General features: G+C 41.9%; 7 protein-coding genes. All 7 read left to right on the forward strand.

Going from position 1 to position 12,388, the window contains the following annotated elements; genetic code table 11:
• The first annotated feature begins 534 nt into the window (after positions 1–534).
• The 7 genes from D104_RS28670 to D104_RS28700 all read left to right on the forward strand — a co-directional run bounded on the left by D104_RS28670 (position 535) and on the right by D104_RS28700 (position 12,382).
• Entirely contained in the window at positions 535–1,440 is a 906-nt protein-coding gene (locus D104_RS28670; RefSeq protein ID WP_024024111.1) for a 3'-5' exonuclease, read from the forward strand.
• Between the two features lie 213 nt (positions 1,441–1,653).
• Positions 1,654–1,953 (forward strand): hypothetical protein, encoded by a 300-nt coding sequence (locus tag D104_RS28675; RefSeq protein ID WP_015066542.1) that lies wholly within the window; start codon positions 1,654–1,656, stop codon positions 1,951–1,953.
• A 317-nt stretch (positions 1,954–2,270) separates the two neighbouring features.
• Positions 2,271–3,206, forward strand: a complete 936-nt coding sequence (locus tag D104_RS28680) for a WYL domain-containing protein (protein WP_023266700.1) — start codon at positions 2,271–2,273, stop codon at positions 3,204–3,206.
• A 37-nt stretch (positions 3,207–3,243) separates the two neighbouring features.
• A complete protein-coding gene (locus tag D104_RS28685) occupies positions 3,244–6,576 on the forward strand; it encodes a helicase-related protein (RefSeq protein ID WP_023266699.1) in 3,333 nt (1,110 codons plus the stop codon).
• 3 nt (positions 6,577–6,579) lie between these two features.
• Positions 6,580–7,266 (forward strand): DUF4391 domain-containing protein, encoded by a 687-nt coding sequence (locus D104_RS28690; RefSeq protein WP_024024112.1) that lies wholly within the window; start codon positions 6,580–6,582, stop codon positions 7,264–7,266.
• 82 nt (positions 7,267–7,348) lie between these two features.
• Complete coding sequence (locus D104_RS28695) at positions 7,349–9,295, forward strand: site-specific DNA-methyltransferase (RefSeq protein ID WP_024024113.1); 1,947 nt, start codon at positions 7,349–7,351, stop codon at positions 9,293–9,295.
• A 9-nt stretch (positions 9,296–9,304) separates the two neighbouring features.
• The gene (locus tag D104_RS28700) at positions 9,305–12,382 is read left to right on the forward strand and encodes a type III restriction-modification system endonuclease (protein ID WP_024024114.1); all 3,078 of its coding nucleotides are present in this window, start codon (positions 9,305–9,307) and stop codon (positions 12,380–12,382) included.
• The last annotated feature ends 6 nt before the right edge of the window (positions 12,383–12,388 follow it).

Below are 12,388 nucleotides of genomic sequence, written 5' to 3' on the forward strand. Positions count from 1 at the left end.
TTTTAGAGGGGAAAATCCCTAGAACCCCTTGATGTGGGGGATCGCTCGCCCTCGTCAAAGCCTGCAAGGCTTGGACAATACTGCTTCTGCCTACTGCTCTTGTTTCTGTTACTGATCCTGTTACTGCTACTGGTTAACGCATGGGTCGAGTAACCGTCAGATAAGGCTTGTTGAACCCTTTGCAAAGGGTTTAAAAACAGTTAGTAAAATTCTGCTTCGTATTGAATTTACTGGCTTAAAGCGAAGTCAGGAGCATCATTAAAATGCTCAGTCGAACTCAGTTAAAGCCTTTTTCAACCGTTTGAAAAGGGGTTGGCTAAGCCATACGTAAAGGGTATCGGTAAGGGTTACCTAAACGGTTTAGCTAAGACTTTCTGAAAGGATTAACCAAAGCCTTCATACATGGGTTCACCCAGTAGAAAGATTAAAAAATGCTGAGGTATCCAAGGTGCATTTTGTACAAATGCGTTTATAAACGAACAGGGCACAATGAAATAACCCAAAGCGAACAATAGAATTGAAGAGGAACCATCAATGACAAGAGCCCCTACGCCATTTCCGCTAGAGCGCCTCGCGGATATCCCAGAAAGACCAGAAGATTTTAGATTGCTGGAGCGTATTCCATTAACGCGTGAGCCGCAGTCCTGGCCACTTGAACTTTCTCCTATGGTAGGCGATGAACAGCCAATGGTGCTGCTCGATACAGAGACAACTGGACTGTCTGCCGATGACGAGTCCATTATTGAGCTTGGTATGGTTAGGGTGCTTTACAGTCCCTCGGCTAAGCGGATTGTGTCGATTGTTGATGTGATCAGCTTGTATGAAGATCCCGGCAAGCCAATCCCCGAGCTGATTACCGAGTTAACCGGTATCACCGATGATATGGTGCAAGGCCAGCACATTGATGATTCACTGGTAGCGAGTTGGTTATCCGATGATCCGCTGGTGGTTGCGCACAATGCACAGTTTGATCGTCCTTTCTTTGAAAAGCGGTTTGCTGCATTAGGCCATCTATCTTGGGCCTGTTCAGCCAGTGGCATAGATTGGAAGGCGCTGGGTTTTGAAAGTCGAAAGCTTGAGTACCTGCTGCTTCGCTTAGGTTGGTTCTATGAAGGACACCGAGCTGCAACCGATTGTTTGGCGATGGCCTGGTTGTTTCATTTGCTGCCTGAGTCCGTTGCAAACTTGTTGTCTGAAGCAGACAGGCGAACTGTGTTAGTTCGTGCGTTTGGTGCGCCGTTTGACGTAAAGGACTATTTAAAAGAGCGTGGTTACCGCTGGCATGACGGTGTTAAAGGTGCCAACAAACATTGGTGGCGCGAAATCAGCGAAGACGAGTTGCCGCAGGAACAAACTTACCTGGATGATTTGTATCATCGTGGCTCAGAACATGCCCACTATGACTACAAAGATGCCCGCAATCGATTTAAACCTTTGTAACTCTTCACAAGGTAAGCCTTGCATATTTGAAAACCTCTGGAAAATGGAAAGTGAACTTACGTTATACCCAAACTACTTGGTGTTGCAGCTAGGCGGCAAGTGAGTGAGTCCCCATGAGCATAGATCTTCTATGTGATTGGGGTGAGCGAATGCAGGTAACACCGCTGCGGCTGCAAGTAGGAAGGGTATATAACCAACAAGAGGAATCTTTCCATGTACCAAGACACCTACATTGAATACTGGGGCGAAATCTTCGTCTCTGCCCGCATCATTGAATTTGGCATCACGTTCGAGCGCTTTCTAAAAGATCCATGGAAGCATTTGATGTCCTGTGGCCAAGAATCTGCACCGGACGCGATTGCTGAAGGGATGCTGCCATTGCTACCAGCCCAGGCAGAAGTTGCCAGGCGTGTTCGAGAGAGTGAGCAACGAGCCCTGATCTCTACAGAGTCGGACAAAGGGGTATCGCATCGCGGTAACATCGTGGTGCCACTGGTTCGGGTAGCGCATTGATAGCGGCTATCAGCATTGGCACAAAACAAGGTCTTCACGCTCATGACTCAGCGGCAATTGTAATCCAGATCAAAAAGTTGCCGCTTAGTCTTCCCTACAAAATAATTTGTGATAGGATGATACCTAATAAAATTAATTAGGTTGAAGCCTATTCAGTGTTTTATGGCCATCTGTTCAGCTTCAACCGGTAGAGATTGATTAGCCATTGCGGATGAATAGCAGCTTTATGCCATGCCGTTCAATGTGATTACGTGATGTCTGACCGAACTTTATAAACAGAGTTTTAAGAATCTGGTTGAATTGGATAAACAAGACGCATGACAAATGATGGTCTGAAAAAAACGGTAGTGGCGAAGCCAGATAGGCTTTCGCAGATAGCGCAGTTGCCGCAAGCAACCAGGGATCGCATTGCCCATATCGATTTCACCTTGTTGTTTAAGGGAGAAGCGGTACGGGCAGACTTAGTAGATCGGTTCAGCATTGCCGCCGCACAAGCAACGAAAGACTTCACAATGTACCGAGAGCTTGCACCAGGCAACATTGAGTATGACCAAAAGCTCAAGTTGCATAAGCGCGGTGAAGCTTTTGAGCCCTTGTTCGACTATGACGTTGTGAGAACATTGGCAACTATTAGCCAAGGGTACGGTGATGGCTTCACTGGCAAGGTAAAACCACCCCTTGCTTGTGAAGCGCCTTATCACCTCAACAAGCCGAGTTTATCGATAGTGGCGAAAGTCACCGAGGCCATACACAAAGGCAAAGCCTTGCGTATCACCTATGTATCGTTATCGAGCGGTGAAACCACGCGTGAAATTGTACCGCATACGCTGGTGGACAATGGCCTGCGTTGGCATGTTCGTGGTTTTGACCGCAAGCATAGCGAGTTCCGTGACTTTGTACTGACCCGCATTAAAGCAGCGGTTGTGATTGAGGATTCGACGTTGTCTGAAACGGAGCTCGAAACCCAAGACCGGCAATGGAATCGCTTTGTAGAGCTAGAGTTAGTGCCGCATCCTCGTATTGAGCACAGCGAAGCGATAGAGTTGGACTATGGCATGAAATGTGGCGTTTTAAAGATTGAGATTAGAGCGGCAACGGCAGGCTATTTACTCAGACAATGGAATGTGGATTGTTCTTCCAACGCCACACTAAAAGATGGTGGAGCTCAATTGCATTTAAAGAACAGAGCAACACTTTATGGAGTTAAAAACATCATGCTAGCTCCAGGGATTGAAAAAGAACTTGGTAACTAATGCACAAAAACGAACTTGGCGCAGGGAATAAATTTTGATGAAAATAATCGATAACCTTAACAACCTATTAGGTGACGAGCTTCAACAGACGCTGACACCGAATACAAAGTTAAAGATTGCTGCGTCTTGCTTTTCTATTTATGCGTATGAGGCTCTCAAAAAGGAGTTAGCGAAGATAGACTCACTTGAGTTCATCTTCACATCACCTACTTTTGTCGCAGATGAAGTTACCGATAAACTCAAAAAAGAAAAACGAGAGTTCTTTATTCCCAAAGCAGGGCGTGAACGCAGCCTTTACGGAACTGACTTTGAAATACAGTTAAAGAACAAGCTCACTCAAAAGGCGATCGCCAAAGAGTGTGCAAACTGGATCAGAAAGAAAGCGACATTCAAATCAAACAAAACTGATTCTCCAATGCAGTCGTTTGTTGTGGCGGAAGCACCTAGACAGCAAACAGAGACAATGAGTGCAGTTTTTGCTCCGGTTAGCGGGTTTACGGCGGTTGATCTAGGGTATCAGCGAGGAAACGCTATTTCGAATTTTGTGCAAAAAATCGATGAGCCAAATTTCACAGCGCAGTACTTACAGTTATTCGACCAAATTTGGAAAGACCCTGCGAAGCTTCAAGATGTTACTAAAACAATTTGCGAGCATATAGAGTCTGTCTACCAGGAAAACTCGCCTGAAAAAGTCTATTTCATTATTTTGTATAACATTTTTAATGAATTCCTTGATGATATTACAGAGGATGTATTACCAAATGATCGAACCGGCTATCAGGACACCTTGATTTGGAACAAGTTATTTAACTATCAAAAAGATGCTGCGACCGGGATCATCAATAAGTTAGAGACCTATAACGGCTGCATTCTGGCTGATAGTGTTGGTCTTGGTAAAACATTTACAGCGTTAGCTGTCATCAAGTATTACGAGCTCAGAAACAAATCAGTGCTGCTTCTATGTCCGAAAAAGTTAGCGGATAACTGGCTCAACTTTAATCGAAACCTAAAAACAAATATCTTTGCTAAAGACCGTTTTAGTTACGATGTTTTGTGTCACACAGATTTGAGCCGAACCTCTGGCGAATCCTTCGGTACTCCGTTGAATAGAATCAACTGGGGTAACTATGACCTGGTCGTCATTGATGAGTCGCATAACTTTAGAAATAACGATGCAGTGAAAGATCGAGAAACTCGATATCAGAAACTGATGAATAAAGTTATTCGCGCTGGCGTGAAAACCAAAGTCCTGATGCTATCAGCTACACCAGTGAATAACAGATTTACTGACCTAAGAAACCAGCTTGCGCTAGCTTATGAAGGTGAGTCGAGCAATCTCACAAAGCATCTTAAAACCACAAAAAGCGTAGAGCAGATATTCAACCAAGCACAAGCTGCATTTAACGCTTGGTCCAAACTAGATCCAGAGACACGAACAGCTAAAGCCATACTCGATGCCTTGGATTTTGACTTTTTTGAACTGCTTGATAGCGTCACTATCGCTCGCTCACGAAAGCACATCACAACTTTCTATGACACAACAGATATTGGCCATTTCCCAGAACGTAACAAGCCAATCTCGTTTCATTGTCCGCTTACTACTCGTTCGGATGTAGTTAGCCTGAATGAGATCTTTGAACAGCTTAAGCTACTCAAACTATCTGTTTATGCGCCAGTGAGTTATATCCTCCCGAGTAGATTGAAGAAATATGAGGAGATGTATGACACGGAAGTTGAAGGCGGAAAAGGTAAGTTAAAGCAAAGCGACCGTGAAAAAAGTTTGGTTGCATTGATGACAACGAACCTCCTAAAGCGTCTTGAGAGCTCCGTATACTCGTTCAGAAGCACCTTGCAATCTCTCCATGATAACCATGTTCGTGTTCTAGGTATTATCGACGAATTCTATAAGCGAGACGGGCAAACCGAAGTGAGCAGTCTCGTTGAAGCGCTAGAGTCTATTGAAGCAGATGAAGACGATATGCCTTCTTATCACGATATGGAAATCGGTAACAAAATCAAAATTAAGCTAATGGATATGGATCTTCCATCCTGGCAGCAGGATTTAGATGGCGATTTGGAGCTGATCAAAGGGTTACTAGATTCTGTTAGCAAAATTAAGCCAGAAGAAGATGCTAAGTTGCAGCATCTGAAATCACATATTGCTGCAAAAATAAATAATCCAATAAATCCTGGAAACAGGAAAATCATCGTGTTCACGGCGTTTGCTGACACCGCTCAGTATCTGTACGAACAGTTGTCACCTGTGATGTTAAGCGAGCATAGAATCCATACTGCGATGATCACTGGTGGTGCCAGTTTACCTAAGACCACCTTAAAAACCGGACGAAAAGGTTACGACACACAAGAAGTGCTCACCTTGTTTTCTCCAGTTTCCAAGTCGAAAGCCAGTGTATTACCTGACGAACCCGCTGAAATCGATTTGTTGATTGCTACAGACTGTATCTCTGAAGGGCAGAACTTACAGGATTGCGATTACTTAATTAACTTTGATATTCATTGGAATCCAGTTCGGATTGTTCAGCGCTTTGGGCGTGTTGACCGTATTGGCTCGCCGAATAAATGTATTCAGTTAGTTAACTACTGGCCTGATATATCGCTGGATGAGTACATCAACTTAAAAGAACGTGTTGAAAGTCGAATGACGATTGTTGACGTAACAGCGACCGGTGATGACAACGTTCTAAGTAGTCAAGCGAATGATGTGTCGTACCGTAAAGAGCAGTTAAAGAAACTACAAGAAGAAGTCATCGAGCTTGAAGATTTAAAAACGGGGGTTTCTATCACCGATCTAGGTCTAAACGAATTTCGAATGGACCTGCTAAATCTAATGAAACTCTACGGCGAACCAAGAAATGCACCAAGCGGCATGCATGCGGTGGTTGAGGCTAAGCCAGAATTAGGGTTATTGCCTGGCGTGGTGTTTGCGCTGAAAAACGTTAATAACAGTATCGATAGAGATCTGCAAAACAGGCTCCACCCTTATTACCTTGTCTATGTATCGAATGAAGGTGACATCGTCGCTAATCATTTTGAGGTAAAGAGACTATTAGATTTAATCCGAAGTAGCTGTAAAGGTCAAACAGCACCGCTCAGTGAGATTTGTGCTTTATTTAATCGCTTAACGCAAGACGGTCGAGATATGCAGCGTTACTCTCACCTTCTGACAGATGCCATAAAAAGCATGGTTGAAGTTAAGGAAGAAAAAGATATTGATAGTTTGTTTAGCGGTGGCGCTACCTCAGCTTTAGTGAATACATTTGCCGAGCTGGATGACTTTGAATTGCTAGCTTTTATTGTGATTCAGCAAAAGCAGTTCATTGATAACAGTGCTCAGGATGAGGTTAGCTAGTCTATGAACTCACCTTGGATATTTCCTGACAAAGCAAAGTTCGGTCGAGTCGTACCGAAGAACAAAATATACGAACACAGTGCGGCAAGCGCTGGGTTGAAGTCACTTTTTGTACAGCAAGTTGATCAAATCCTTTGGGCTTACAAGCTATCACCTAACACACTGAATATTCCTCACACTAGTGAGATCAGTGAAATACAGGTTATCAGTGTGAAGCTTAAAGGCGACGAAGTAGACAATAGCGTACTAAAAGCGATTGATTTGGCCATACCTTTTCCCATTTTGTTTGAGGTATGGGGGGCTAGTGGTGAACAAGGCCACTATGCCGCTTGCTATAAGCGTAAGGCAGAAAATGATCAGTCCAAATGGGTTTGTAGCCACTATCTACACTCAGAAATATTCAATTCCGGTGAAGCATTAACAGTGAATTCAGAAGTTTTGGGTTTGCCTACAGCAATCGATATGGAGGAGCTGTATCAAAAGCTTCTTGCTCGCTTGTTACCCATACCCAAACGAACCGCTGAGAGTATAGAAGAGGCTATTCAACGCCTGGAGGCAATTCAGGCATTGGAAAAGCAAATCGCGCAGTATAGAAAAAAGGTTCATGCTGAGAAACAGTTTAACCGAAAGGTTGAGCTCAATAAGCAGCTAAAGAATTTAAAATGTGAGATTGAAAAACTGCTCGCATAAAGAATACACAAATAGAGAATTTTAATCAGATAAATAGTGCCACATGCTTTTAATATAAGGCATCACGCAAAAGGTAAAAGACATGGATAAATTAAAGATGCATAGCCCCGATATGACGCAGCAAAACATAGCAAAAATTCAGGCGTTGTTTCCGAACTGCGTGACGGAGTCAATAGGGGTTGACGGAGAGCTAAAGCTAGCCATTGACTTTGACCAGCTTAAACAAGAACTCTCTGATTCCTTGCTTGAAGGAGATAGGGAACGATACCACCTCAATTGGCCGGGGAAAAGACAATCAATTGTATTGGCGAATTCACCAATAACTAAAACCCTAAGGCCTGATCTATCAAAAAGTGTCGACTTTGATAGTACAAGCAATATTTTCATTGAAGGTGATAACCTTGAGGCTATTAAATTACTACAAGATAGCTATCTTGGTAAGGTAAAAATGATTTTCACTGACCCGCCTTATAACACAGGTAAAGACTTTATTTACTCCGACAAGTTTAATAAAAGTTCAGAAGAATATTTCAGAGAATCTATGCAGGTCGACGAATTCGAGAACAAAATGGTATCGAATACTGAAACTAACGGAAGATTCCATTCTGATTGGTTGAGCATGATGTACCCACGTTTGAAGTTATCAAGAAACTTTCTAACAGAGGACGGAGTTATCGTTGTTCATATTGATGAGAATGAATACCCAAACTTGGAAAAGATTCTTTCTGAAATTTTTGGTGAAGAAAATAATTTAGGCACAATTGTTTGGGACAAAAGAAACCCTAAAGGTGATGCAACAGGTGTTGCTCAGCAACACGAGTTGATTTCTATATACTGTAAGAATAGGAACTATTTTAAGGAAAATGTGGAATTTAAAAGGCCAAAAGAAAACGCTTCAAAAATAATTGATAAAGCTTCTGAGTTGATACAGAGAAATTCCGGTGTAGTAGACGATAAAATTAGAACTGAATTTAAAAAATGGATTTCTAAATCTCCCTTCTCTGGTGGTGAAAAAGCTTATTCGTTTATTGATGACGAAGGAAGAGTGTATAGGACTGTCTCCATGGCATGGCCCAATAAAAAGAAAGCGCCAGATGACTATTTTATTCCTCTAGTACACCCTGAAACTAAAAAGGAATGTCCAGTTCCTGAAAGAGGTTGGAGAAATCCCCCTGCAACAATGAAAAAATTGCTTGATGCAGGATTAATTGTTTTTGGAAAGGACGAAGCTACACAGCCAACAAGAAAATATTTATTAAGCGAGAACATGTATGAAAATGTTCCTTCTTTACTCTATTTTGCAGGTAGTGATGATTCGTTACTTTCATCTATGGGTATTCCATTCGACACTCCAAAATCAGTTGAAGTTACAAAGAGGGTTATAGAATCAGTTTGTAATGGTGATGATATAGTTATGGACTTTTTTGCTGGTTCTGGAACTACTGGCCATGCCGTATTTGATTTAAATAAAAAGCAAGGAAATAACCTGAGGTTTATTCTTGTTCAGGTTGATGAAAAATGTGATGAATCTATTGCAAAAAACTATAAATTTAAATCAATTTCAGATTTGTCAATCAAGAGGTTAGTTGAGGCGGGGAAACTCTTTGAAAATTTCTTGGATGACAAAGGTTTTCGTTTTTTCAAAGTTGATACTTCCAATATGGCAGATGTGTACTACGCCCCGGATCAAGTTACTCAGGGCTCGTTAGATTTATTGGTTGATAATATTAAGGCAGACCGCACTGATGAAGATTTACTTTTTCAAGTCTTACTGGATTGGGGCGTCGATTTAAGCTTACCAATTGAAAAAGAATCGATCCAAGGCAAATCAGTTTTCTTTGTTGATGATGATGCACTGGTGGCCTGTTTTGATCTGCGCATAAATGAAGCTTTGATTAAAGAGTTAGCTGCAAAAGAACCACTTCGTGTGGTGTTCCGTGATGACGGCTTTGAGTCTGATGCAGTAAAAATTAATGCCGAGCAGATTTTCAAGCAAGTGTCGCCACATACTGAAGTTAAAGCTTTATAAGGAGGGAGTATGAAGTTAAAGTTCAAAGTCCAACCTTATCAAACTGTTGCCGTAGAGTCAGTTGTTGACTGCTTTGCGGGGCAACCTAACACCTCGGGAGTTACCTACCGAATCGATCCTGGTGTTGCCAAAGATAAGTTTGGTAATGCTGGTTGGGATATGAGTGACCAGGATGGTTTTAAAAATGCTGAACTCGCGATCACTGAATCGCAGTTATTGCAAAATATCCATGGTGTTCAAAGTAGACAGAACCTCCCTGTTTCAGAAACGTTAATCGGCAATGCCAGCTCAAAGATAAACCTCGATGTTGAAATGGAAACCGGTACAGGTAAGACATATTGTTACATCAAAACCATCTTTGAGATGAATAAGCGCTATGGCTGGAGCAAATTTATTATCGTAGTGCCTAGCATCGCCATTCGTGAAGGTGTTTACAAGTCGCTGCAAATAACCGGTGAGCATTTTGCCCAAAACTACGACGGTAAAAAGGCACGATTCTTTATCTATAACTCCAAGCAATTACATCAGTTAGAGAATTTTTCATCTGACAGTGGCATCAATGTGATGGTCATCAATATTCAAGCCTTTAATGCGTCAGGAAAAGACAATAGACGTATTTATGAAGAGTTGGATGACTTTCAGTCTAGGCGTCCTATTGATGTTATTAGTGCAAACCGTCCAATCCTGATTTTGGATGAGCCACAAAAGATGGAAGGCAAGAAGACATTAGATGCCTTAGCCAAATTCAAACCACTGATGGTACTTCGATACTCGGCCACGCATAAAACAACACATAATAAGGTGCATCGCTTGGATGCGCTTGACGCTTATAACAATAAGTTGGTTAAGAAAATTGCAGTTCGTGGTATATCAGTAAAGGGCTTAGCGGGCACGACAGCCTATCTATATCTGGAATCCATCGAGATCTCGAAAAAAATGCCAGTGGCTCGTATAGAGATCGAGGTTAAACAACTAAATGGCATTAAACGCATACCTAAGAAAGTCACTAAGGGCGATAATCTTTTTGATCTTAGTAATGGTCTGGATCAGTACCGTGATTTTGTGGTTACTGATGTCAACGCGATTAACGATACGGTTGAATTCAAGAATGGCCACGTTTTAAGTGCGGGCGATGCCACGGGGGATGTGACCGAAGAGACCATTCGCCGAATACAGATCCGGGAGACAATTAAAGCGCACCTTGAAAAAGAAAAAACACTTTTTAACCAAGGTATAAAGGTTCTCTCTCTCTTTTTTATTGACGAAGTCGCAAAGTATAGAGACTACTCTCAAGCGGATGAGAAAGGCGAATATGCTCGTGTCTTTGAAGAAGAGTACTCCTTGCTTGTACAGGAGTATCTTGATGAGTTGCCCCTATTGTCAAGTGAGCATACTGATGCCTATAAAGCCTATCTATCGGCCATTGAAGGCTCTAGAACGCATAATGGTTACTTCTCAATTGATAAGAAATCAAATCGTCTTCAGAATCCTGGATTTAAAGTGCGTGGTGAAGATGCCGGTCTATCAGACGATGTAGATGCTTATGATTTGATTCTAAAAGATAAGGAAAAGTTACTTTCTTTTGAAGAGCCTACTCGTTTTATCTTTTCACATTCGGCATTACGCGAGGGTTGGGATAATCCAAACGTATTTGTCATGTGTATGTTGAAACACAGCGATAATACTATCTCTCGTCGTCAAGAAGTTGGACGTGGTTTACGTCTGGCCGTCAATAAACATGGTGACAGACAAGACCATCCGGCAACTGTGCATGAAATTAATGTTTTGTCGGTGATTGCAAGTGAAAGCTATAAAGACTTTGTCACGAATCTACAAAAAGAAATCAGCGAGTCTCTCTCAGCGAGACCTAGAAAAGCAGATGAAGCTTATTTTACGGGTAAGTCAATTACAACGGCTGATGGCCCGGTAGAAGTAACACCTGTCATGGCTAAGCAAATTTATAAGTATTTGCTTAAAAATGATTATACCAATGAAGCTGACGATTCAATCGCACCATCATTCCACCAGGCTAAGGCTAATGGACAGTTAGCCCCAATGCCTGTTGAGTTAGAGCCATACCGAGAACAGATATTAACCCTGATTGACGGTATTTATAGTGAAGCACAACTTCCTGGTGTTGGTGATGATCGTAAACCCAAAAATAATCCGCTGAATGCTAATTTTGATAAGAAAGAGTTTCAGGAGCTTTGGCACAAAATCAATCGCAAAGCGGTTTATAAGGTTGATTTTGACTCATCTGAGTTGATTAAAAACTGCATTCAGGTTCTCAACAAAGAACTTAAGGTAACGCCTCTTCAATACACCATTCAAGATGGTGTTCAATTGGATGGCATTACCGACGAACAACTCAAAGCTGGACAAAGTTTCAAGGTGAAAAACACTGAGACTGAAACTCATCAATCGAGCATTCATTCTGCTGTTCGTTATGATTTGATTGGTAAACTGGCTGAAAATTGTGTGCTGACTCGCAAAACAGTCGCTGAAATTCTGATGGGTATAGAACCTGTTGTATTTGCACAATTTAAGCAGAACCCTGAGCATTTTCTGGCTGAGGCTTCACGCCTTGTGAAAGAACAAAAGGCATCTGTAATTATCGAGAAGCTATCATATGATCCAACTAACGAATCTTATGATGTTGATATATTCACGGCTGAGCAAAAGATTACAGATATGACAAAAGCCGTCAGTGGCGTTAATAAGCATATTTATGATTATGTTGTCGTTGATTCACAAGGCATTGAGCGGGACTTTGTTACCGAGCTCGATACAAGCAAAGAAGTCGTGGTTTATGCAAAACTGCCTCGTGGTTTTCTGATACCGACGCCTGTTGGCGACTACAACCCTGATTGGGCTATTTCTTTCAAAGAAGAAAGTGTTAAACACATTTACTTTATTGCTGAGACTAAAGGAACGATGTCTTCGCTTGAATTGCGTGGCATAGAAGATCGCAAGATTGAATGTGCTAGGAAATTCTTTGAAAAAATTAATGCAGAAATCACGAGTGAAAACGTCAAATATGATGTTGTAACGAGTTACTCGAAATTGATGGAAGTCGTAAACGGTTAGATATTA

This window comes from Marinomonas profundimaris, from assembly GCF_000508165.1.
Lineage (GTDB): Bacteria > Pseudomonadota > Gammaproteobacteria > Pseudomonadales > Marinomonadaceae > Marinomonas > Marinomonas profundimaris.

What these genes read in the sequence shown, in the direction of transcription:
- D104_RS28690 (WP_024024112.1), top strand. Translation starts at nt 6,580, where the DNA reads ATGAACTCACCTTGGATATTTCCTGACAAAGCAAAGTTCGGTCGAGTC.
- D104_RS28695 (WP_024024113.1), top strand. Translation starts at nt 7,349, where the DNA reads ATGGATAAATTAAAGATGCATAGCCCCGATATGACGCAGCAAAACATA.
- D104_RS28675 (WP_015066542.1), top strand. Translation starts at nt 1,654, where the DNA reads ATGTACCAAGACACCTACATTGAATACTGGGGCGAAATCTTCGTCTCT.
- D104_RS28670 (WP_024024111.1), top strand. Translation starts at nt 535, where the DNA reads ATGACAAGAGCCCCTACGCCATTTCCGCTAGAGCGCCTCGCGGATATC.
- D104_RS28680 (WP_023266700.1), top strand. Translation starts at nt 2,271, where the DNA reads ATGACAAATGATGGTCTGAAAAAAACGGTAGTGGCGAAGCCAGATAGG.
- D104_RS28685 (WP_023266699.1), top strand. Translation starts at nt 3,244, where the DNA reads ATGAAAATAATCGATAACCTTAACAACCTATTAGGTGACGAGCTTCAA.
- D104_RS28700 (WP_024024114.1), top strand. Translation starts at nt 9,305, where the DNA reads ATGAAGTTAAAGTTCAAAGTCCAACCTTATCAAACTGTTGCCGTAGAG.